The organism is Mycobacterium sp. H4Y (genome assembly GCF_000364405.1).
In the GTDB taxonomy this organism is placed as follows: domain Bacteria; phylum Actinomycetota; class Actinomycetes; order Mycobacteriales; family Mycobacteriaceae; genus Mycobacterium; species Mycobacterium intracellulare.
The window spans coordinates 132,209-154,733 of record NZ_AKIG01000001.1 but is presented as its reverse complement, the minus strand read 5'-3'; the positions used below and the strand labels follow the sequence as shown (position 1 = coordinate 154,733).

Genomic DNA, 22,525 nt, shown 5'->3' with positions numbered 1-22,525 from the left:
GGTCAGCACGACACGAAGATCTTGTAGGTGGCGTCGGCCGGTTCACCGGGCTTGTCGGTTCTGTAACCGTTGGCGGTGCCGGAGACGGTGAACTTGTCGCCCGTCATGCTCATGTCCGCGCTGCCGCCATCGCCCCGCGAGTACATGCCGCTGAAGCCACCCAGGTTTTGGATGTGTACAGACTCGACTGTCGCAGGTTGCGCGCTCTCGTCGATGATGAGTTTGGCTCCGGCGAAATTGCCGCCGATTTCGATCGTCCGACTCCACTCCCGCTGGCTGCACTTCACGATGTGGAAGTTCCGGTTGTTACCGTTCACGGTGACTGACGCCGTGCTGGCGATTTGGTTTGATGGCCGCGACGTGCACGCGCCAACCAAAGCAACGATCAGGACCGCCGCGGCGGCCACGATTCGATTCCGCATCGAGTCACCTCCATCCTCACTGACGAAAGTTCTTAGCCTGCAGCGATGATGTTATTCTCGCGAAAAGAGAATGCCAATATCGGGTTCCTGTCGAGGAGCGATTACACACATGGTGGACCTGGAGATCGACGACGGGTTGGCGGTGGTCACCATCGACCGCCCACACGCGCGCAACGCCATCGGTCTGGACACCATGGACCAGTTGGAGAAGGCGCTCGATGCGGCGGCCGGCGCGCAGGCGCTGGTGATCAAGGGCGCCGGAGACAAAGCCTTCGTCTCCGGCGGCGATCTCAAGGAATTGAGCGCGTTGCGGACCGAGGAGGACGCCGCGGCCATGGCCCGGCGGATGCGGTCCATCTGTGATGAGCTGGCGGATTTCCCCGGTCCCGTCATCGCCGCCCTCAATGGCCACGCGTTCGGCGGCGGCGCCGAAGTCGCCGTCGCCGCCGACATCCGGGTGGCCGCCGACGACATCAAGATCGCCTTCAACCAGGTGCAGCTCGAGATCATGCCCGCCTGGGGCGGAGCCGAGCGGCTGGCCGCGCTGGTCGGCAAGAGCAAGGCGCTGCTGTTGGCCGGCTCGGGAACCGCCCTCACCGCACTCGACGCCGAACGCATCGGCTTGGTGGATCAGGTCGTGCCCCGCGACGTGTTCGACTCGCCCGACCAAGGGTGGCGAGCCGTCGCACGCTCGCTGGCGCGCCTGCCGGCGACCGAGATAAAGCGGGTAATCCGCGGAGTTTCCCCCGAGGAGGCGATAGCATCCTTCGCACGGTTATGGGTTGCCGACCCGCACTGGCAGGCCGCAGAACGGGTGATGAGCCGCAACGCCAAACCGCGCCCGGCAGCCGGAGGAGCGTCATGACCACGATGAAGACAGTGATGGGCGTCGGCTCCATCGTGTCGTTGGCTTCTCTATTGGCGGCGGCCGGTCTGCTGGTGGGAAGCGGACGGGCACATGCCGATAACCCGGTCATGCATCACGTCAGATACACCGTCAGCGCGCAGAATCCGATCTATACCAGCATCTATTACCTGGACCATCAGCCGGAAAAGTTTTCCGACTACAGCCACAATCCCTACTCGTTCACACCACACGTCGACATCGACCTAGCCCCGGGCAAGCCGTGGAGTTTCGATCTGGACATGTCGGACCCCGACCATTACGCGATGGTCGTGGCGAGCACGGGCACGGAGCCCGGCACGCCGGGACTTCACTGTGATCTGGCGGTAGACGGCGCCGTCGTCGTATCCAAGGACGGCCCCAAGGGTGTGCTCTGCTCGCTGCGGAACTGGTGAACCAGCCAGGTCTCCGGCACGCACTCGATCGGCTGCGGTTCGCCTTCCAGGCGGCGCAAGTAGTTCTCCACCAACTCCACCGTCTCGGCATGGCCGGCGGACATACCGATCGCCTGCTCGAGCACCAGAAAGCGCGACAGGCTGCTCATCAGCACCGTCCACACCACCGGAGCGATCTCGATGTCCTGGCCCTCGTCTTGAATCCTGGAGCCGTAGCGCTCCAGCGCCGTCGCCACCGCTTGGCGCTGCTCTTCACGAAAACGCTCTGCGTAGTAAGCGATTTCGGCCCGCATGTCCTTACGGTGATTGGCCAGTGCTATGAATTCCATGGAAATCCGCGTGAACGCGGGATCGGTGCCGAAGCGCCACAGCGCCCACAGCGGCTGCGGCAACTGAAGCATTCGCGCGTGCGCCTCGAGCGCCTCTTCGGCCCGGCGCCGAAAGACTTCCAGGAACAGCTCTTCCATGGTGCGGAAGTAGTAGTGCACCAGTTGAGGCTTGAGCCCGGCCTTGTTCGCCAGCCGCCGCGACGTCACCGCGGCATAGCCCTCTTCGAGCATCAGCTGTTCGGCGGCATCGAGCAACAAGACGCGGTTTTTCGCGTCCGGCGCCCCGATTCTGCGGGCCGATGTCATGTCCCTGCTCCGTACTGTGTGCCATCCCGTGCCGACCACACGGATCGTATCGTGGCGCGGCGTTGCGACCTTGACCCTGACATTACCGCCATGCTAAGCAGGTGCTCAGCACATTTTCGATCTCGAAATCGGGCGGCGGTAGCGATGTGCCGCCGAACACGACCGGTAAACCCAGCCCAGGGAGACGCAAATCCGATGAGCACCTTCGACTCGATCGACTTCTTCACCGATCCGTCACTGGTCCCAGATCCGCACCCGTACTTCGACTACCTGCGCAGTCAAAACCCGGTGCTGCGGCTGCCGCACTACGGCGTCGTAGCCGTCACCGGCTACGACGAAGCCTGCGAGATCTACAAAGACCCGGATACCTTCTCCAACATCGTCGCCCTTGGTGGGCCCTTCCCGCCGTTACCGTTCACGCCCGAAGGCGACGACATCAGCCCCCAGATCGATGCGCACCGCAGCTCCTTTCCGATGAACGAACACATGGTCACCATGGATCCGCCGGATCACACCAAGGCCCGGTCGGTGCTCGCCAAGCTGCTGACCCCGAGCCGGCTGAAGCAGAACGAGGAGTTCATGTGGCGCCTCGCCGACCGTCAGCTCGACGAGTTCCTCGGCCTCGGTGAGTGCGAGTTCATCGCCGAATATTCGAAGCCGTTCGCCACCTTGGTGATCGCCGACCTGCTCGGCGTACCGGAAGAGGACCACAAGGAGTTCCGTAAGGTCTTGGGCGCCGATCGCCCCGAGGCGCGCGTGGGCGCCCTGGACCACGAGTCGGTGGGCATCAACCCGCTCGAGTGGCTCGACGACAAGTTCTGTAACTACATCGAGGATCGGCGCCGCGAGCCCCGCGGCGACGTGCTGACGTTCCTGGCGGAAGCGAAGTACCCGGACGGCTCGACGCCCCCGGTGATCGAGGTCGTCCGCTCGGCGACCTTCCTTTTCGCCGCCGGACAGGAGACGACGGCGAAGCTGCTCAGCGCCGCTCTACAGGTTCTGGGCGACCGGCCTGACATCCAGCAAGAGTTGCGTGACGACCGCAGCCTGATTCCCGGGTTCATCGAGGAATCGCTACGGATGGACAGCCCCGTCAAGAGCGACTCGCGGCTGGCCCGCAAGGCGACCACCATCGGCGGTGTCGACATCCCCGCGGGCACAGTGGTGATGATCCTGCCGGGCGCCGCCAACCGCGACCCGCGCCGGTTCGAGAACCCACACGAGTTCGACCTGCGCCGCAAGAACGTTCGCGAACACATGGCGTTCGCCCGCGGCGTGCACTCGTGCCCCGGCGGCCCCCTGGCCCGCGTCGAGGGTCGCGTGTCGATCGAGCGGATCCTGGATCGCATGCCGCACATCGAAATCAACGAGGCCCACCACGGGCCGGCCACCGAGCGTCGTTACACCTACGAGCCGACGTACATCCTGCGGGGCCTGAGCGAACTGCACCTGACGTTCACCACAGCGGACGCGATCGCGCCGGTGGCTTAGGGCTTTTCGCCCGCGGGCGCTACCGGACCTGCATCCCGACGAAGTAACAGGCGAGCAAGACGACGGCGATCAACACCACCCACGCGTCGGTGAGTCGGCACAGCAGGACCGGAGCGTCTCGCACCTCCATGAACTCGCGAAAGATGATGCGCACCTTGACCAGTGCGATGACGATGACGCTCGACGTGACGACAGCGCTGGATTTCAGCGCGCCGTCGACGGAGTGGTCTATCCCCAGATAGGCCAGCGTCAGCGCGGCCAAGATCGTCCAGACAACCAGCAATCTCTTGTTGAATCTGATTCCGATCACCTCACCACGTAGAGCAGCGCAAAGATCAGCACCCAGAGGAAATCGACGGTGTGCCAATAGGTTGCGCAGGTTTCGACGAGTTCCTGGGAGCGGCGCGCCGGACTCCGGAGTTGGTAGACGATGATGCCGAGGACGACGAAGCCGATCAGCAGGTGGACGAAGTGGATCCCGGTGAGGAAGAAATAGAACATGAAGAAGTCGTTGCGCTCTATGCCGTTTCCGGCGTGAACCAACCGGGCCCACTCGAACGCCTTGAAAAACAGGAACACGACGGCGAATGCCGCCGTGATGAAGACATCCCTGAGAGCCGCCCCATAGGCGCCCGCGCGGGCCGACTGAACACAGCGCGCCACCGACCACGAGCTGAGTAGCAGAACCAAGGTGTTGAGAACCCCGACGCGCAGGTCGAGGTGAGCCTGCGACTGCAGGAAAAGCTCGGGATTGCGTCCCCGTGAGAACAAGTAGAAGCCGAAATACCCTGTGAAAACCAGGGTCTCGAACAATACGAACGCCCACATGTCGGGCTGGCCCGGCACGGCCCTGACGCGTCCGCGCTTGTCGGCGAGGTCGGTCACTGCGCAACCGCCTTCTTCCGCGGCAGGTCCGGCAGCTCCCCGGTCCCGAAGTCTTCGCGCCGGATCATCTGAAACAGCATGACAATGAACGTGACTTGGTAGATGCCGAACACGACCATGTCCAGCCACCAAGCGATCTCGCCATCCCACGCGAACACGCCACGCCGGAAGATCCAACAGGGCGCCACGACCACCTCGGTCAGCGCGTTGCACAGGTTGAGATAGCCAAACCACTTAGGGAATACGCGATTCTTGTCGAGCAGGATCGCCACCATCCAGATCAGCGAACCGATCAGGAACACTCCCATCGTCCCGTCGAAGGACAAGAAGGCGAAGTCATACAGCCATCCGAGGATTTGGGGGTCGCGGTCCGGCCGCAGCGTGCCGACCATCAGCGCGACGTTGAGCAGGATCATGCCGGGAACCGCGCTGAGCGAGTAGATGATCAGATACGAATACCCGAACGCGCGGCTGACCGACATGCGCCGCATCGAATACGCGATGAGCGCGTTGTTGACCGCGATCATGCCGCTGATGGCGAAGATGACACCGAAGCCGACGGGTATGCCCAGGTGACGTTCGGAGAACCAATGCACCTGCGTCGCGAGATCCCAGGTCGGCTCCGGCGGGGGCTGGACCTGTGCCACGATGAAGAACATCGGGAAGAACAGACTGTAGAAAACCATCAGCGTCCCCCATGCCAACCACAGTTCTCGCCTGGGGTCGCGCGTCAGGTGCCAGGCGATTCGCTGGTGCAAGGGGCCCGCGGGCGGAGTTGCCGGCGACGTCGACGGTGTGATCACCGCGCTCATGTGGTGACCAATTCATCTGGGCGCCCGCGGGTCTCGGCACGCTCGCGGTAGATCGCCTGTCCCAATACGACGCCCATAACGACGATCCAGACCGCGATGGCAACGTTCTTCACCCAGAACGACAGGAAGCCGTCCCAGGCCAGCGGTCCGGTCAATGAGACGCCGACGAATGCCGCGGGCACCAGGGCGCCGGCGACGAGAAGGTTGAAGTAGGCCACCCAACGGGGAAATACCGGTCGGGCCTGATCGTCGAAAAAGATTGCCAGCGCCAGGATTACGCTTTGGCCGATCAGGAACGGGACCACGATGGTGAAGGTGATCCAGCCGAAATCGTTGAGCAGCTGAGTCAGCCCCGGGCTGCGCTCCGGACGAAACGCGGCCAGCAGCCAGCAGACGTTGGCGACCAGAAACAGCGTCGGACCGCCCGCGGCGCAGCCCAGCATCGCGTAGGAGAAGATCGGCGTCCGGTGTGCCATCCGGCGGATCTGCAGCACGATCAGCGCCAGGATCGGGACCAGGCACACGCCGAACCAGTTGAACACGATCATGCTGTAACGGATCTGGGGAATATGCCCCGGATCGCGGTAGAAGGCGGCCACCTGCTCCGCCGGCATCGTGGGTGACATCGGCGGGTTGAAACCCGGGAACAGGAAGAAGGAGGCGATCCACAGGATCAGCGCCGCCGGCAATGTCCAGAGCAGGATCAGCTCGCCATCGGTCCGCCGCGAGATGGTTCGCGCAGATTGGCTACCGCCTGCATCGTTCCCGCCGACGTCGGACATCGGTACTCCTTCCCCACACGAACTCGCCGCCGAAACTCGGCTAGTGAGCGAAGCTAGCCGATCGGCTAGCCAGGGTCAATAGCGTCGTCTAGTCTCGGTGCGTGGGAACAGCACGCCAGCCGGTCGCCGGTGAGCAATTCTGGCTGATCGCGCACAGCCCGGCCCGGACGCGGGTACTCGACGCCGCGCTGGAGCTGATCGCCACACACGGTGTCAGCGGTACCTCCCTGCAGATGATCGCCGACGCCGTCGGGATCACGAAAGCCGCTGTCTATCACCAATTCCGGACCAAAGAGCAGATCGTCATCGCCGTCACCGAGCGCGAACTCGGCCGGCTCGAGCCGGCCCTCGAGGAGGCCGAGGCATACGACGACGGCCCTCAGGCCCGGGATGCGTTGCTGGTACGCGTGGTTGAGATGGCCGTTCGCGATCGCCGGTTGGTGCGCACGCTGCAATTCGATCCCGTCGTCGTCCGGTTGCTGGCCGAGCACAAGCCATTTCAACTTTTCATGGACCGTCTGTACCGGGTGCTGCTCAGCGATGCGGGACTGGACGGGAGGATCGAGGCCGCCATGTTCTCCGCCGCCCTCAGCACCGCGGTCATGCATCCGCTGGTTGCCGACATCGACGACGAGACGTTGCTGGATCGGGTCACCGATTTGAGCCGGCGCCTGCTCGGCTTGCCCCGGCAAGCTCCGGAGTGACTGCTACGTGTCGGCGCGCACCCAGCTCGATATGCCGTCGTGAGCAATGCAGATGAGGAACAGGCCGTCGGGCGCCTGCGCGACGTAGTTCAGATAGTTCTGGCAGTCGGCGTTTTCGTCCTTGACCCCCGCCATCGGCGGTGAGCGGAACCATCGAGGCTGGTATCGCCTCGGCGAGCCGCAGAACATCAGCCGTCCGGGCTCCGAGGCGAAGGAAACGTATCCGTCGGCTACACCGAAGGCGTAGTAAGTGGTGTTGTCACACGGCGCACCGAGAACCTGGTGGGGCATGATGCCCGGGGTGCAGGCGGGGTAGTCGCAGACAGACGGCCCGGCCGAGGCTGGCGGCGCGGCCACCACGCCGGCGCCGAGCAACGCGGCAACCAGAGCCACGATTGATCGCACCCGATTACTCTGCCACACCTGAAAAGAAAATTCTCCTGGTTGGAGAAGATCACTGGGACCGACCGGTGGTCGGCGCTGGGCCACCCCGAACGCCGCTGCGCGCCGTTCTCGGCGAGCGAGTATTTCCGCATGTGAGGACCACGAACGCGACCGTCCGACGCCGGCGTTGAGCCCAGGTCGGAGTGATAAGCTGCTTCTCCGTGCACGATCCGGAGGGGCCCGACGCCGACGATTGTGGTGACCCGAGGGATGTGACCGATCCCGGCGAACCACAGTCAAGCGCAGGCACCGGCGGCGGCAACGTAGCGGCCGCGTCGGACGACCCAGAAGACGAAGTTGCCAAGGCTGAAGCGCGCGCCGAGGCGGCTCGGCAGCGACTCTTGAGGCTGCGCGGGACAGCCGAAACCGGGGGCGCGGACGACGACGCACAGGATGTCGAGCAGGGCCCCACGAAGCGGAAACGGCTGCGGTTGCGGGGCCGCGGGCGACCACGGTGGCTGCGGCGCCCGGGACGGAAGGCAATAGTTGTCACCGTCGGCAGCGCACTCGCCTCCGCCTCCCTTGCCGCGACCGGCTACATGCTGTGGCAGCACCACATCGCGGTGCACAATCGCCAACTCGCCGCGGAGTTCAGTGCAGCCGCCCGGCAAGGGATCACGGCTTTCATGTCAATTGACCCCGCTCATGCCAAGGAGGATGTCCAGCGCTCGATCGATGCCTCGACGGGCGATCAGAAGGACCAGCTATCCGTGCTGTCGCCCCTGATGGTCAACAAGGCCGAGGAGACCAAGGTCGGCACCAAAGTCACCGTCGAAGCCGTCGCCGTCCAGTCATTGAGCGACAATTCGGGAGTCGTGCTGGTCGCGGCGAAGACCACTCCCACTGGGCCGGATAACGCCAGACCGCCGCCGGCCTTGTTCCGGCTCAGCGTCAACATGGACCGCGACGGCGGCCAACTCAAGATGTCGAAAATCGAATTCTTGCGATGACTGTCGAGCATGGCTCGTCATCCGACGACACCGAAAAGATCGACGGAGTCCAGACTTCGTCCGCCGAGGAGAACGACGGGCCGCCCGCTGCCGAGGAACCGGCGCGCGTGGGCCGGCTGGCGGCGATCAGGCGCCGAGCCCGCCCGTATCTGGCACGGTGGCGTTCGATCGCCGGGACGGCGTTGGTGGTTGCCGCCGTGGGGATCGCCGCCGGCGTGTACTTCATCGTGTACCGGCCGGACCAGCAGGTCGGTGACGCGGCGGCGGGCCGGGCAATCCAGGCGGCGTCAGACGGTGCGGTGGCGGCGCTGTCGTATTCCTACGACCATTTGAACCGCGATTTCGACAACGCGAAATCACATCTCACCGGCGACTTTCTGGCCTATTACAGCAAATTCGCCGACGAGGCCGTCGCGCCGATGGCGCAGAAAGGACAACTTACGGCGAGCGCCAAGGTGATTCGGGCCGCAGTGTCGGAATTGCATCCCAATTCGGCCGTCGTGCTGGTTTTCGTCGACCAGACCACGGCAAGCGTGCACAAGAAGGATCCGGAAAAGACGCAGAGCAGCATCTTGGTGACGCTGACGAAAGTGAACGGTTCCTGGTTGATCGCGAAATTCGACCCGTCCGGATGAGCGCTGCAGATCTTGTCCCAACCATTACCTGGCAGGCCGAAGCGGTGTAACGTCATCGCTCGAGGACGCCGCAACCGACGGCGAAAAGGTGCCATAGGCACCCTCGGATTACGCGCTTCGAGGAGCACCTGATGCGTTCAGTCAAAACACTCACCACCGCAATGCTGGTGGCTGCCACCGCATTCGGCGGTGTGAGCACCGCATCGACAGCCCAGGCGGTAACCAAGGAAGACGTGGCCCTCAACGGGACCTACCGCGCCACGTCCATTGGCGATTGGGCCCAGAGAAACGATCAGTACTTCGGCGAACCGACGGTCTACCAAGTTTGGACCATCAACTCGTCGTGCGACACCACCCTGGACTGCCATGGCACGGTGACGAGCGACCAGGGATGGAGCGCAGCCCTGTATATGAATGACGGGGAGATGTGGAAGGTGAGACGCGAGGTGCCGAACTGGGAGCGGTGCGAAGACGGTACCGCGTTCCCCGGACAGCAGACCTTCTTTTTCTACCCGGTGAACGACAACGGTGGGTTTCAAATCGGATCGCGGGTCTTTTCGGGCAAAGACAAGACCGTCGGTCCGAGCGGTGCCTGCGGGCAAAACCAGTGGCTCGATATCACGATGCCGTTGCGGCTGGACCAGCTCTCCTGATCGGGCGACCGTAGCGTCATCGCCCCGCCCCTCGGGCAGCTACGACTCAGGGCGAATTCAGGTGGGAAGCATGTCCTTCCACGTCTTGGGCACTTTCGGAGCGACGAGATCCGACTGCTGATACAACTTCCCGTCGGGACCGACATAACGACCGGTGCGCGGATCGTACTTCGCCACCGCGACCGAGGGCGCGTGCTTAGATGCGTTGGCCCCGAACGAGCTTGGCGCAGCCTGGGGCCCTCCGCCGGCCGTGTCGGCCGGTGCGGGATCGGCCTGCCCGGGTGCGGGGGGCGCGGGCGCGGGGGGAAAGAGCGGGGCTAAAGGCAGCGCCGGAGCTGGCGGCGCGGCGGGCGGCGGGGGAAGCTCCCCTGCCACAGGAACGTCGAGTGGCGCTATGGGCGGAAGGTCCGCCGACATTCTCGACATCGGCGCCAGCGCTGGTCCCGACGACGGCAACGGGGGGACAGCGGCCCCCACCGTGCCCGGCGGCGGATTTTCTCCCCGGGGCCCCGCAGGCGCGCCGCGCGGCACCGCCCCGGGCGGCAGCGGCGTTCCCTCGACCGGGCCGAAGATCCTGTCATTGGTGGTGATCCGGTCATCGGGCGGCACACCCTGGGCAATCAGGTTGGGATCCAGCGGGTAGGGACCGAGCGTGTGCTGGCGCATCGCCAGCGGCATGTACGGCTTGTCGCTGTTACAGATTTCGACGGTCGGCGCGCGCTTACCCGGATGCCCCATGCAGGGATAGTTGCGGGCACCGCGAACCGCGATCGGTGAGTCCTGCGGGAGTTTGCAATACAACCCGTCCGGCGTGTCGATGTCGGTCAGGTCGTCCGGGGATCGCCAGGTGTTGGGCGGCATGAAGCCGACCGTACAAATGGGCGGGTCGTCGACCGTGGCCGCGAAGTCGCCGTACGCCCTACCGTCGGGATGGTTTTCACCCGAAGCGGCCTGCTCGATGGCGACACCCGACGGCAGCAACACCAGCAGCTGCTCGATCGAGGGGTGGTAGGTGACGCCGATCTGGCCGATGGTGGTCAGGTTGGCAAGCAACACCGGCAGCGTCGGTTTGATTTGCTCGAGAAGCCGGGACGCCTCATTCGCGGCGTCGGGCCCCTTCTCCAGGATGGTGCGGAAGTGAGAATCGTTGTTCACCAACGTATCCGAGATGCCGGCGAAGCTGTGTGCCCACGTTCTGATCGAATCGGTGGTGCGCGCCTGGGTATCCAGCAGCGGTCCGGTGTCTTCGGTCAGCGCCCGGGTGCGATCGACGACGCCGTTGGCGTCGCGGGACAGCGTCTTCGAGGAATCGATCAGTGACCCCAGGTCATAACCGGAACCGTTGAAACCCTGGAAGGACTCGTCCAGCAGTTGGCCGAGCTTGGTCTTCGGAATGCTTTGGACCAAGGCGTTGACCTGCTCGAGCATCGGGGCGACCGGTTGCGGAATCGTCGTGTCGCGCACGGCGATAACCGACCCGTCGTGCAGATAAGGCGGCGAATTCGTCTTGGGCCGCAGGTCCACATACTGCTCACCCACCGCGGAGACACTGAGCACCGACGCGGTCAGGTCCGCCGGGACCTTCGGTGAAGTGCTAAGCGACAGCGTCGCTTTCGCGCCGGTCGGCGTCAAACCCACCGAGGTAACCTTGCCGAGCTGGATCCCGCGGTAGGTCACGTTGGAAAACCGGTACAGACCGCCGGTGGCGGGCAGCTCCAGGGTCACCGTCATCCGGCCGATGCCCAGCAGCGTCGGCGCTTGGATGTAGAAGAGGACCATCGCGATCACGCCGATGGTTCCGGCGATCAGGAAAACCGCCAGCTGGATCCGAACGAAGCGCGTCAGCATCTATCCACCCGCTCCCGTTCCAGGCGCCTCTGCGGGCGCCGGCGATTGACCAAGACCCGCGTCAGGCACCGGGGCCGCACCCGGCGCCGGACCAGGCAGCGGCGCCGCATTCGGCGGCGGACCGGGCAACGGCGCCGCATTCGGCGGCGGACCGGGCAGCGGCGCCGCAGCCGGCGGGGGCCCAGGCAGCGGGCCGTAAGCCGACGAAGGCCCGGGCACCGCACCCGGCGGTGCTGGCGGCAGCGGCAGCGCGTTGGGAACGACCCACGGTGGCCTCAGCGGGTTATGCAACGGATCGAGCGTGTAATTCAGGCGATACGGGTCCCCGGGCACCGGTGGAATGGGCATGTCCAGCTGCCCCCAGTGGGTTCCGAGGAACAATCCCTTCTTCAGCCGCGGAATCGTCAGGTCGAAATCGAAATGCAGGTTGAAGAAGTCCCCGCGGACCGCTCGGTCGACGAAGTTTTGGGTGAACGGGAACACGAACGAGGCCGCGATGGCCGCGCCGAAGTCCGGTCCGACGTCGGCGAGCGCCTTGATGGTCGGCTCCAGGTTTTTGAGGTTAGCGACCAGGTCAGCCTGGGAGTCGTTGACCAGCCTGGTGGCGGTGTTGCTGAACACGCGAAGATGGTCCAGGGCGGCCGTCAGACGCGGCCGCTCCTTGACCAACACCTCGAGCGCCGGCGGTATCTTGCGCAGCGCATCGGTGATGACGTCGCGTTGGTCGGCGAATGTGCCGGCAAGCCGATTCAGCGCCTGGATGGAGGCGACGAGGTCGTCGCGCTGGTCGTCCAGCGTGCCCACGAACGTATCCAGGCGGGTGATCAGATCGCGCACCGCACCCTCGCGCCCGGACAGGGCGGCCGAGAAGTTGTGGATGACCTCGCCGATCTGTCCCAATCCACCACCGTTGACGACCGCGCCCAACGACGACAGCGTCTGCTCCGTCGACGGGTAGGCCGAGGACCGGCTGAGCGGGATGGTGGCGCCCGGCTGCAGCCGTCCGCTGCCCTGCTGGCCGGGCGGAGTGTTGAGCTCCACATGCATCGAGCCCAGCAGGCTGGTCTGGCCGACGGTGGCCACCACGTTGGCCGGGACCACCACATCGCGCTTGACCGAGATCTCGACGTCGGCGTGCCAGCCCTGCACCCTCATCGCACCGACACTGCCGACCACGACGTCGTCGATCATCACCGGCGAATTCGACTCCATCGTACCGACATTCGGGAGTTCGACGTGGTAGATATTGGCCCCGGGTCCGCGTCCGACCGCACCGGGCAGCGGTAGTGAATTGAGGCCGTGGAACGCGCATCCCGTTGCCGTCACCGCCACGCAACAGCCCGTGGCGAAGACCCGCTTAGCCGCAACCCGCGCGCTCATTGTTGTGGCCCTCCGTCCGGCAGCAGCATGCCCGACACGCTCGGCGCCGGCGGTGGTGGCACCGGTGTCGACGGCGGCGGCAGCAGCGGCATCGCCGCGCCCGGTATCCGCTCCGGTGGCACCGCCCCCGGCGGTCCCACCGGATCACCCGGCAGGCCGGTGTAGGCCGACACCTCGGGCGGGACCTCGGGCGCTGCGGGCTTCGGGCCCTCGCCGCCGGGCGCCAGGCGCGGTTCGGTGTAGAGGACCTTGGACGGGTCGACCGACTTCTGTATGAACGGGTTGAGGGGAATGGGCGAGTTATTCCAGCTGGTCTGCCGCAACCCGGGACCGAGGAACAGGGAGCACAGCTTGCCCGATTCGACCGCGGTGATGTTCTCGACGGCGCCGATTTGCGTGCAGCCCGACACGCCCAGCAGAACCTGACCGCCCCACGTGGGATTCGCCATGTTCATCAGCCCGAATCCTCCGACGATGGTTCCGGTGTCGGCGTTGTAGTCGTTGAAGAAGTTTCCGAACGCGTTCGGGGCCGCGTGCAGAATGTTTTCCAGTGCCATGTGGTGATCGACCAGGTTCTGCGTGACATCGGCCAACCGGGCGATCTGTTCGCTGGTCTGGTTGCGGGTACCGGCGATGAATCGCCGCACCTCGCCGACCGCCGTGGACAGATCGGTCAGCGCCGCGTCCAGGTCGGATTTGCTGTCGTTGACCACGCTGGTGAGCGTGGCCAGGCGACCATTGAACTGCTCGATCTGCACGTTGCTGTCGCGCAACGCGCCGACGAAGGTCTGCAGGTTTTTGATGATGTCGACGATGTTGCCGCTGCCGTTGGCGAGGATCCGGCCCACCCCTGACAGTTGACCGAGCGTCTGCCGCAGCTTGTCGCCGTTGCCGTCGAGCGCGTTCGCGGCGCTGTCGATGAACCGGCCCACCGACGTGCCCGATACCCCGCTCTTGGGCCCCAAATCCGTTGCCAGCCGCATCAACTGGGTTTTGACCTCGTCCCATTCCACCGGAACCGCGGTGCGCTCAACGGGAATCACCGCCCCGTCGCGCATGACCGGCCCACTGTCGCGATAGGCCGGCGAGAGCTGGACATAGCGGGCGGCCACCAGATTCGGGGCGACGATGACCGCCTTCGCGTCCGCCGGAATCGGCACGTCGCGGTCGACCTTGAAGACCATCTTGGCCTGGGTGCCCTGCGGCTGAATGGATTTGATGCTGCCGACTTTGACGCCCGATACCCGCACCTCATCATGGGGATAGATCGCGGTGGCGGTGGTGAAATAGGCGGTGATCGTTCGTGGCCCGAAGAATGTATTACGGACCACCATGGCGGCACCGGCAATGATCAGCCCGACCAGCACGACCGCCGTCACGACAGTCAGCCGGTTGCGCGGAATCCGGGACATCCGGGAGGTCACTGTGATCCTCCGATCCGTCCGCCCAACGTGCAGCCAGGGCACTGTGGAATGAGGTTGTACGGCCAGGGGGTCAGGGCCCGAGGTACCGGTGACGGGAAGCCGGGACCCTTTGAAGTATCAAAGGTGCGGAATCCCCAGAGGTAGTCGAACAACTCCTGGAAGAGTTGCGGAACAAGGAAGTTCGGGGTGAACGCCTGGTAGGCGTACATACCGGAGATTGCCTCACCGACGGTGATCTGGAATTTGGCGAGGCCCGGCAGCGCTTTGCCGATGTTGTCGCGGTTCTTCTCCAGGACGCCGGTCACCCGGTTCAGCCTCTCCAGCGTTGGCGCCAATGTGGCTTCGTTGTCATGCACCAACGCCGTCAGCTGCTTGGCCACCACCGAGGTGTTGGCCAGCAGGTCCACGATCTCCTGCCGGCGTGCGACCAGCACTTGGAGCAGGGAATCGGAGTTGAGGATGAGCTTGTTGACCTGCATGCTGCGTTCCGAAAGTATCCCGGTGACGTCGCCGGCGCTCTTGAACAACTCGCCCAGGTTTTTGTTGCGGCTATTGAGGGTTCGCGATAGCCGGGTGAGCGCGTCGAAGGCCGGCCCCATCTGGGGTGCGATCTGGTCGAGCGTCGCCGCCAGCGTGTCCAACGACTGATTCAGCGCCGCGGTGTTGGTGCCGGCCGTGTCCGACGTCAGGTCACTGACCGCTTCGGTCAGCGAGTAGGGCGAAGACGTGCGCGAGACGGGTATCAGAGCCATCGGGTGCATCGTGCCGCTGCCGGCGGACTCCACCGTCAGCATCCGCTCGCCCAACAGCGTGCCGGTGCGGATGTGCGCGGAAGTCTCGGAGCCGAGCAGGATGTTGCCCTTCATCGCGAACGTCACCAGAGCGTCGCCATGGCTGAGCTTCACATCCGACACGGAGCCGACCTTCATCCCCGACACGACAACGGGGTTGCCCACCGCCAGGCCGCCGGCTTCGGTGAACAGCGCCTGGTAGCGCACCATCGTCGCCCATTGGACGAATCGGTCGGGTGACAGGCCCACGAGGATGACCATCACCGCCAGGACGACGCCGATGAGTCCGGGCTTGACCAGCCCAGCTCCGCGATACTTGAGCATTAGGGTTCCGTGCACCTTCCTGCATCTGACCTGAAGATGTTGGCGCGCACGGTCTTACCTGAAAGATCCGTGCCGCGGAGCCCGAACTGGCAGAGGTAGTACGGGACGGTGGCGCCGTTCACGCCGAGTCGGACCAGCTTGCGGTAGTTCTTCGGTGCCCTTTGCAGGGCCGCGTCGAGGCGGTCCCTGTCGCCGTCGAGTATCGGCGCCAGCCGGTTCAACTGGGCAATGGTGCCGGACAGCGGCGGGCGGGCCTGCGCCAGCAGATCCGCCAGCGAGGCGGTTCCCTTGTCCAGGGCGTCAATGGCGGATCCGATGGTGTCGCGGTCACTCGACAGGCCGCTGACAAGCTGCTCGAGGCGATCGATCGCGCCGGAGAACTGTTTGCCGTCCTTGGCAACCGTGCCGATCACGATGTTGAGGTTGTCGATCAGCTGCTGCACGGTTTGGTCGTTGTCGGCCAAGGCATTTGAAAAAGACGTCGTCCTGGCGAACAGCGACTCGAGCGTCCCGCCCTGGCCCTGGAACACCTGCAACAACCCCGAGGTCAGCTCGTTGACATCGCGCGCGTTCAGGCCCTGGGTGACGGGTTTCAGCCCACCGAGCAGCAGATCGAGGTCAAGCGCCGGCGCGGTACGGCTGACCGGAATCTGCGCGCCGGGCGGCAGCCGCTTGGGCGAGCCCGGACCGTCGACGAGTTCGAGGTAGCGATCGCCCACCAGGTTGAGGTAGCGGACCGCAACCCTGCTGCCCTCGGTGAGGACGACGTTGCGGTCGGCGTCGAAGTTCACCACAACCTTCTTGTCCGGTTGCAGCGAAACACTATTGACCGTGCCCACCCGGATGCCGGCGACCCGCACCGACTGGCCCGGTTTGAGGCGTGAGACGTCGGTGAACACCGCCGAGTACTTGGTCGTCGCACCCGTCCGGTACTGGCCGAAGATGAAGAACAGGAAGGCGGTGAGCATCGCCATCACGACCGCGAAAATCGTGAACTTGACCAGCGTTGCGCGCGTTCTCATCCGGGCTGTCCGATCTGCGCGGAGTTGCGTGGCGGTCCGGCGATCGGTCCGTACAACAGCTGCTTGAGGAGATCGGAGTTGATCAACAGCTGGGGGTTTCCGTAGTTCACGGGGTTCGCGCCGGTATCGGCAATCAGCTGCGGTGGGGCCGTATTGAACGGCAGCTTCGGCAGACCCACGCACTGCGGGCCGCCCGTCGCCGCAACCTTGGGCAGGTTCGTCGGGTACCGGTAGCGCTCGGCGCCCCACGTGAGACTCGCCGAGATGTTGATGCTCGGCTCCGACAACGGCGCGTTGTGCGACATCACCGCGAGCCCGGCGAAGGCGCAGTTGAGCGCCGGTGCGTACTCATTGGTCAGGTCGGTGGTCGGCACCAGCAGATGCAGCACATTTGTCAGTGGTTGGCGGTTCGTCGACAAGACGTCGTTGCCGATGTCGGCCAAGCCGATCGCGCTGATCAGCAACGCGTCCAGGTTGTGCTGCTCGTCGACGAGCGTCTTGCTGATCCGGGTCGCGTTGGCGGCGGTCTTCACCAGGTCGGGTGCCGCGTCGGCATAGGCGTTGGACACCGCCGGCAAGACCGCGAGGTCGTGCCGGAACGCGGGCAGGCTCGGCTCCAGCCTGGCCAGGAACGAATCCAGGTCGCTCAGCGACTGGCCGAGCTGCGGACCCCGCCCGCTGAACGCCTGCGCCAGCGCACCGAGCGACTCGTTGAGCTTCGGCGGATCGATGTGGCTCAGGACCGACACCAGTTGTTGGAACACCGTGTTGATTTCGACCATGACGTGCTGGCCCTGTAGCGTCTGGCCGCTGTGCAACCGCTGCGCCGAGGGCTGGTCGGGCTCTACCAGCAGGACTGACTTGGCACCGAACACCGTCGATGACGCGATGTCGACGAGCACGTTGCCGGGGATGAAGTGCAACTGCGACGGATCCATCGCCAAATGAATGGCCGCTTCTCCATTGGCCAGGGGTTCGATCGAGGCGACCTTGCCCACCTGCACGCCGCGCATCTTGACCTTGGCGTCGGGGTTCATGACGAGGCCGGCCCGTTTCGAGATCACCGTCACCGGCACGGTTTCGGTGAAGGAGCCCTGGAACAGACCCACCGCCACGGCGAAGATCAGACCGATGATGAGAACGGTGGCCAGCCCGAGCAGGGGCGGCAAATAACTCCGTCCGGCCGGCGGCCGCGCATGGCCGGTGCGCGCCGGTCGGCCGGCGACCGCGCCGCGACCCGCTGGCACACTCTGCGTCATTACCGTTCCACCTCCTCTGCTAACCGGACAGGTTGAAGTTGCCGTTCGTACCGTAAATAGAGAGCGAGACCAACAGCGTTACCGACACCACGACGATGAGCGAGGTGCGCACCGCGTTGCCGGTCGCGTTGCCGACACCGGCCGGCCCGCCCGAAGCGAAATAGCCGTAGTAGGTGTGGATGAGCAGGATCGTGAGCGCCATCAAGATGGCCTGCAGGAACGACCACAGCAGGTCGATCGGGTTTAGGAACGTGTTGAAGTAGTGCTGGTACAAGCCCTGCGACTGCCCGAGCAAGAACGTCGTGGTGAACTGACTGGCCACGAACGACAGGATCACGGCGATGCTGTACAGCGGGGTGATCGCCATCATTCCCGCCAGGATCCTGGTGCTGACCAAGTAGGCGACCGGCCGAATCGCCATGCTCTCCAAGGCATCGACCTCTTCGTTGATCCGCATCGCACCCAGCTGAGCGGTCACGCCGGCGCCGAAGGTGGCCGCCAAGCCGATCCCGGCGACCACCGGTGCCGCGATACGCACGTTGATGAATGCGGCCAAGAAGCCCGTCAGCGCCTCGATGCCGATATTGCCCAGCGAGGTGTAACCCTGAATGGCCAGCGTGCCGCCCGCCGCGAGCGTCAGGAAGCCGACGATCACCACGGTTCCGCCGATCATCGCCAAAGTGCCCGCGCCCATGCTGATCTCGGCAACCAGTCGAACGACTTCGCGGGTGTAACGGGTGGCCGCGAAGGGGACTCCGGCGAGCGCCTTACCGTAGAACAGGCTGTGGTCACCGATCCGCCCGAAGAAGGCGACCGGCCTCTCGAACTGCCGGGTCAGTCGCGGGTATACGGCCCTCAATGCCATCGCAGCCCTACTTCGCCGTCATCTTGATGCCGATCGCGGTGACCACCACGTTGACGACGAACAGCGACATGAAGGCATAGACCACGGTTTCGTTCACCGCGTTGCCCACGGCCTTGGCGCCACCGCCGGTGATCGACAGGCCCCGATAGCAGGCGACCAAGCCGGCGATGAGGCCGAAAAGCGCTGCCTTGATGCAGGAGATGACCACCTCCGGCACGCCGGTGAGCAACGTGATACCCGCGGCGAACGCGCCGGGATTGACGTCTTGCACGAAGACCGAAAAGACGTAGCCGCCAAGGACGCCGATGATGACGACGAGGCTGTTCAGCAAGAACGCGACCAACCCGGACGCCAGCATCCGCGGTGTCACCAGCCGCTGGATCGGGTTGATGCCCAGCACTTCCATCGCGTCGATTTCTTCACGGATCGTCCGCGACCCCAGGTCCGCACACATGGCCGTGGCGCCCGCGCCGGCCACGATCAACACCGTGACGAGCGGTCCGAGCTGGGTGACGGCGCCGAACGCCGCGCCCGCTCCGGACAGGTCCGCGGCGCCGAGCTCGCGCAACAGGATGTTCAGCGTGAAGCTGACGAGGACGGTGAACGGGATCGCTACTAACAGGGTGGGAGCCAACGACACCCGCGCGACGAACCAGGACTGCTCCAAGAACTCGCGCCACTGGAACGGCCGGCGGAACAGGAACTTGACCGCATCGGCCGACATCGCGAACAAGGCTCCGACGGCATGCATCGGCCCCGTGAAGTCGAACTTGAGCTTGAGCGCGGGCAATCCCGCCGACCAGTGGTCAGCTCCCTTGGTTGCCATCGGCGGCAGCCCCTTCCCAAGCTACGAGACCGACAGTCTTGTTGTGGCGCAACGAGTGCGGTACATTCGACAGAATTGACAGCTGTAAAGGCGCGCTGACGAGGGCGAAATGCTCAGCGGGCAGCCATGTTCCGGCGTCCGTCTGCGATGCGACAGTTGCGAGTCGGCTCACCACAGACCTCCGTTCCGTCGCGTGAAATGGCGCCGCAAAACGAGGGGCTCCACGTCTTGAAGCGTCCGGCGATTATGACTCATGCCGCGCCCAGGCGGAGCGAAAAATGCATAACCGTTATCGCACATCTCGCGGCCGGTGCAGTGAGGCAAGGTATCTGCGTCCCAACGGAAGCGACGGTCGGCTCAAGCATGTCAGGGCTGCTCCAGTCCTAGGTGACGGCGCCGGCCGTCTTGAGTTCGATGATCCGGTCCCAGTCGAGGCCGAGTTCCATCAAGATCTCGTCGGTCTGCTCTGCGAATCCGGGGGCCGGCCCGGTCTGTGGCGCTGCGACGTCGAACTGTACCGGGTTGGACACCAGCTCGAGTTCACCCGCCTTGACCATGTACTCGTTCGAGCGGATCTGCGCATCGTCGGCCGCCTGCAGGGTGTCCTGCACGGGTGCCCACGGCCCGGAGAGCGTGGCGAAGCGCTCGCTCCATTCGGCCAACGTCCGGGTGGCGATGGCCTTGGTCAACAACTCCACCGCGTCGGCCGTGTTGGCGGCGATGTTCTCCACCGTGTCGAAGCGCGGGTCGTCGGCCAGTTCCGGCAGGTCGACATGGCGGCACACGTCGGCCCAGAACTTGGTCGGCTGCATCATCACGAACGAGATGTAGCGGCCGTCGGATGTCGTGTACAGCCCCACCAACGGATTGTTGGGGGCGCCGTGCACGCCGGGCGGCGGCGATTCCAGCCGCTGGTTCAGATGCCTTGTCAGTGCGACCGTGTGGCCCAGCGACCACAGGCCGCTGCCCAGCAGCGACACGTCGACGACGGACGGTTCGCCGGTGCGCTCACGCTTGAGCAGCGCCGCCGCGATGCCACCGGCGAGGTTGGTCCCCGAGATGGTGTCGCCGTACGCCGGTCCCGGCGGCGCGATCATGCCCGGCATGCCGGCAGGGGTAATGGTGGCGGCGGTTCCGGCCCGGCACCAGAAGGCGGTCATGTCGTAGCCGCCCTTGGTGGACTCTTCGCCGCGCGGGCCGAACGCGCTCCCGCGCGCGTAGACGATCTTGGGGTTGATCGCCCGGATGTCGTCGACGTCGATGCCGAACTTGCGCCGGTGGTCGGGCAGGAAGCTGGTCAGGAAGACATCGGCGCGACGGGCCAGCTCGTAGAGCACTTCCTTGCCCTCGGGCACCGACATGTCCAGCCCGATGCTGCGCTTGCCGCGGTTGGCGTGCTCGATGTTGGGGTTGGGATCGCCCTCGACGCGCAGCATCCCGGTCTGCCGCAGCCCGCGCTGGGGATCACCGGTCACCGCGTGCTCGACCTTGACCACGTCGGCACCCCATTCGGCGAGCACCGCGCCCGCCGACGGAACGAACCCGTACATGGCGACTTCAAGGACGCGGATGCCTTCGAGCGGGCTCATGCGCCGGCTCCTTTCGCTGAGACGGCTGGCACGGCAAAGGTCTTGCTCTCCAGGAATTCCTCGAGCCCGGCCGCCCCCATCTCGCGACCCACGCCGGACTGCTTGAAACCCCCGAAGGGGGTGTCGGCACCGAAGTAGTTCCCGCCGTTGATGGAGAAGGATCCGGTCCGGATACGCCGCGCCACCGCGAGCGCGCGGTCCTGATCGCGGCTGAACACCGCACCGGCCAGGCCGTAGATCGAGTTGTTCGCGATGCGCACGGCATCGTCATCGTCGTCGAACGCGATCACCACGAGCACCGGGCCGAAGACCTCGTCCTGCGCGATCTCGCTGTCGGGGTCGACGTTGGTCAACAGCGTCGGCGCATAGAAGTAGCCGGGATCCAATCGCTTGCCGCCGGTGACCAGGGTTGCCCCGGCGGCCACGGCGCGCTGCACCATGCCGTCAACCTTTTCCCGCTGTTGCTCGTTGATCAGCGGGCCCATATAAGTAGTCGGGTCGGCCGGGTCGCCGTGTCGCACCTTGGCGAAATTCTGCGCGATCAGTTCGACGATTTCGTCGTGGTGCGACTTGGGCACCAACAGCCGGGACGTGAGCGCACAACCCTGGCCGGCGTGGGTGACCATGCTGAACGCCGCGAACAGGGCGGCGTTGGCGAAGTCGGCGTCGTCCAGCATGATGGCCGCCGACTTACCGCCGAGCTCCAGGAACACGCGCTTGACGGTGTCGCTCGCGGCGGCCATGATCTTGCGCCCGACCGCGGTCGAACCGGTGAAGGTGATGACGTCGACGTCCGGGCTGGTGGTCAGCGCGACTCCCGACGCGGGATCCGACGAACTGAGCACGTTCACCACCCCGGCGGGAATGTCGGTGTGGTTGGCGATGAGCTCGCCGAGCGCCAGGGTGACCAGGGGTGTGTCCGGCGCGCCCTTGAGCACGACGGTGCATCCGGCGGCCAGCGCCGGCGCGAGCTTCGCCAGTGCAAGCTGATTCGGATAGTTGTAGGCGATGATGGCGCCGACCACGCCGGCGGCTTCCTTCTCCACCCAGCGGTGGTGGCGCATGCCCCGCACCTCTCGTTCGCCGAGGTCTTCGGAGAACTCATAGGTGCTCAGCAGGTCCGCGTAGAAGCGCACGATGCCGATCGGCTCGTCGAGCTGAGCACCCTGGGTCAGCGCGCGGGTGGCGCCGACCTCGGCGATGGTGAGCTCACGTAACTCGTTGGCGTGCTCGACGAGCGCCCGGTGCAACTGATCGAGGCAGCGGATCCGCAGCTCGACATCGGTGGGCCAGCTGGTGGTGTCGAACGCACGCCGGGCCGCCGCGATGGCTGTTTGCGCCTCGGCGCCGCCGGCGTCCGGCGCATGCCCGATGACGGCACCCGTTGCGGGATTGATCGAGGGGAATGTCCTGTCGGTGCTGACCAGCCGGCCGTCGATCAACAGACGACGGTCGGCGTGGGACTCGGGCGCGGCATCCGCGGTG

At 65.1% G+C, this 22,525-nt stretch carries 24 protein-coding genes; 7 read left to right on the top strand and 17 right to left on the bottom strand.

Translation table 11 applies throughout. The features are described from left to right. Window positions 1-2: 2 nt before the first annotated feature. Window positions 3-422: a lipoprotein LpqH gene (locus tag W7U_RS00775; RefSeq protein WP_008253783.1), complete on the bottom strand. Its 420-nt coding sequence runs from the start codon at window positions 420-422 to the stop codon at window positions 3-5. A 109-nt stretch (window positions 423-531) separates the two neighbouring features. On the opposite strand from W7U_RS00775, the gene W7U_RS00770 reads away from it, so the two are divergent. After that, window positions 532-1,287: an enoyl-CoA hydratase/isomerase family protein gene (locus W7U_RS00770; protein ID WP_008253781.1), complete on the top strand. Its 756-nt coding sequence runs from the start codon at window positions 532-534 to the stop codon at window positions 1,285-1,287. Window positions 1,288-1,355: 68 nt separating this feature from the next. Beyond that, a complete protein-coding gene (locus W7U_RS25125; RefSeq protein ID WP_076108115.1) occupies window positions 1,356-1,721 on the top strand; it encodes a hypothetical protein in 366 nt (121 codons plus the stop codon). Here the strand turns inward: W7U_RS25125 and W7U_RS00765 are convergent. Further along, entirely contained in the window at window positions 1,637-2,356 is a 720-nt protein-coding gene (locus W7U_RS00765) for a TetR/AcrR family transcriptional regulator (protein ID WP_008253777.1), read from the bottom strand. The two genes, W7U_RS25125 and W7U_RS00765, sit on opposite strands and share 85 nt — an antisense overlap. Window positions 2,357-2,551: 195 nt before the next feature. On the opposite strand from W7U_RS00765, the gene W7U_RS00760 reads away from it, so the two are divergent. Continuing rightward, window positions 2,552-3,847, top strand: a complete 1,296-nt coding sequence (locus W7U_RS00760; RefSeq protein ID WP_008253775.1) for a cytochrome P450 — start codon at window positions 2,552-2,554, stop codon at window positions 3,845-3,847. A 19-nt stretch (window positions 3,848-3,866) separates the two neighbouring features. Here the strand turns inward: W7U_RS00760 and W7U_RS00755 are convergent, their stop codons facing one another. Genes W7U_RS00755 through W7U_RS00740 form a run of 4 tightly spaced genes read right to left on the bottom strand, consistent with a single transcriptional unit; the run spans window position 3,867 to window position 6,326 of the window. After that, window positions 3,867-4,154: a cytochrome C oxidase subunit IV family protein gene (locus tag W7U_RS00755; RefSeq protein WP_036429131.1), complete on the bottom strand. Its 288-nt coding sequence runs from the start codon at window positions 4,152-4,154 to the stop codon at window positions 3,867-3,869. Further along, window positions 4,154-4,732 carry a cytochrome c oxidase subunit 3 family protein gene (locus W7U_RS00750; protein WP_008253773.1) on the bottom strand — a complete coding sequence of 193 codons (579 nt, stop codon included), beginning with the start codon at window positions 4,730-4,732 and terminating at the stop codon, window positions 4,154-4,156. The genes W7U_RS00755 and W7U_RS00750 overlap by 1 nt, the downstream gene beginning before the upstream one ends. Next, window positions 4,729-5,544, bottom strand: a complete 816-nt coding sequence (locus tag W7U_RS00745) for a hypothetical protein (RefSeq protein WP_008253772.1) — start codon at window positions 5,542-5,544, stop codon at window positions 4,729-4,731. The genes W7U_RS00750 and W7U_RS00745 overlap by 4 nt, the downstream gene beginning before the upstream one ends. After that, window positions 5,541-6,326: a hypothetical protein gene (locus W7U_RS00740; RefSeq protein ID WP_008253770.1), complete on the bottom strand. Its 786-nt coding sequence runs from the start codon at window positions 6,324-6,326 to the stop codon at window positions 5,541-5,543. Before W7U_RS00740 ends, W7U_RS00745 begins: the two co-directional genes overlap by 4 nt. A 101-nt stretch (window positions 6,327-6,427) precedes the next feature. Between W7U_RS00740 and W7U_RS00735 the strand changes: the two genes are divergently transcribed. Beyond that, entirely contained in the window at window positions 6,428-7,030 is a 603-nt protein-coding gene (locus tag W7U_RS00735) for a TetR/AcrR family transcriptional regulator (protein WP_008253766.1), read from the top strand. Between the two features lie 3 nt (window positions 7,031-7,033). On the opposite strand, the gene W7U_RS00730 is transcribed toward W7U_RS00735, so the two are convergent. Beyond that, the gene (locus tag W7U_RS00730; RefSeq protein WP_036428500.1) at window positions 7,034-7,423 is read right to left on the bottom strand and encodes a hypothetical protein; all 390 of its coding nucleotides are present in this window, start codon (window positions 7,421-7,423) and stop codon (window positions 7,034-7,036) included. A gap of 212 nt (window positions 7,424-7,635) precedes the next feature. Between W7U_RS00730 and W7U_RS00725 the strand changes: the two genes are divergently transcribed. The 3 genes from W7U_RS00725 (at window position 7,636) to W7U_RS00715 (ending at window position 9,712) form a co-directional block, all read left to right on the top strand. Further along, complete coding sequence (locus W7U_RS00725) at window positions 7,636-8,424, top strand: hypothetical protein (protein ID WP_036428497.1); 789 nt, start codon at window positions 7,636-7,638, stop codon at window positions 8,422-8,424. After that, on the top strand, window positions 8,421-9,059 hold the full coding sequence (locus W7U_RS00720) for a hypothetical protein (RefSeq protein WP_008253763.1): 639 nt from the start codon (window positions 8,421-8,423) through the stop codon (window positions 9,057-9,059). The genes W7U_RS00725 and W7U_RS00720 overlap by 4 nt, the downstream gene beginning before the upstream one ends. Before the next feature lie 131 nt (window positions 9,060-9,190). Further along, window positions 9,191-9,712, top strand: a complete 522-nt coding sequence (locus W7U_RS00715; protein WP_008253762.1) for a hypothetical protein — start codon at window positions 9,191-9,193, stop codon at window positions 9,710-9,712. A 57-nt stretch (window positions 9,713-9,769) separates the two neighbouring features. Here the strand turns inward: W7U_RS00715 and W7U_RS00710 are convergent, their stop codons facing one another. The 10 genes from W7U_RS00710 to W7U_RS00665 form a co-directional block, all read right to left on the bottom strand. Continuing rightward, a complete protein-coding gene (locus tag W7U_RS00710; RefSeq protein WP_008253761.1) occupies window positions 9,770-11,560 on the bottom strand; it encodes an MlaD family protein in 1,791 nt (596 codons plus the stop codon). Then, window positions 11,561-12,940: an MCE family protein gene (locus W7U_RS00705; protein ID WP_036428494.1), complete on the bottom strand. Its 1,380-nt coding sequence runs from the start codon at window positions 12,938-12,940 to the stop codon at window positions 11,561-11,563. Further along, the gene (locus W7U_RS00700) at window positions 12,937-14,352 is read right to left on the bottom strand and encodes an MCE family protein (RefSeq protein WP_008253759.1); all 1,416 of its coding nucleotides are present in this window, start codon (window positions 14,350-14,352) and stop codon (window positions 12,937-12,939) included. The genes W7U_RS00705 and W7U_RS00700 overlap by 4 nt, the downstream gene beginning before the upstream one ends. 8 nt (window positions 14,353-14,360) lie before the next feature. After that, window positions 14,361-15,479, bottom strand: coding sequence for an MCE family protein (locus tag W7U_RS00695; protein WP_008253758.1), 1,119 nt, complete (start codon window positions 15,477-15,479; stop codon window positions 14,361-14,363). After that, window positions 15,479-16,501, bottom strand: coding sequence for an MCE family protein (locus W7U_RS00690; RefSeq protein ID WP_008253756.1), 1,023 nt, complete (start codon window positions 16,499-16,501; stop codon window positions 15,479-15,481). Before W7U_RS00690 ends, W7U_RS00695 begins: the two co-directional genes overlap by 1 nt. After that, window positions 16,498-17,760, bottom strand: a complete 1,263-nt coding sequence (locus W7U_RS00685; RefSeq protein ID WP_008253754.1) for an MCE family protein — start codon at window positions 17,758-17,760, stop codon at window positions 16,498-16,500. Before W7U_RS00685 ends, W7U_RS00690 begins: the two co-directional genes overlap by 4 nt. Window positions 17,761-17,779: 19 nt before the next feature. After that, window positions 17,780-18,625 (bottom strand): ABC transporter permease, encoded by an 846-nt coding sequence (locus tag W7U_RS00680; RefSeq protein WP_008253752.1) that lies wholly within the window; start codon window positions 18,623-18,625, stop codon window positions 17,780-17,782. A 7-nt stretch (window positions 18,626-18,632) separates the two neighbouring features. Further along, complete coding sequence (locus tag W7U_RS00675) at window positions 18,633-19,451, bottom strand: ABC transporter permease (RefSeq protein ID WP_008253750.1); 819 nt, start codon at window positions 19,449-19,451, stop codon at window positions 18,633-18,635. Between the two features lie 383 nt (window positions 19,452-19,834). Then, window positions 19,835-21,040, bottom strand: a complete 1,206-nt coding sequence (locus W7U_RS00670; RefSeq protein ID WP_008253748.1) for a CoA transferase — start codon at window positions 21,038-21,040, stop codon at window positions 19,835-19,837. Beyond that, on the bottom strand, window positions 21,037-22,482 hold the full coding sequence (locus tag W7U_RS00665) for an aldehyde dehydrogenase family protein (protein ID WP_085976841.1): 1,446 nt from the start codon (window positions 22,480-22,482) through the stop codon (window positions 21,037-21,039). The genes W7U_RS00670 and W7U_RS00665 overlap by 4 nt, the downstream gene beginning before the upstream one ends. Window positions 22,483-22,525: the final 43 nt, after the last annotated feature.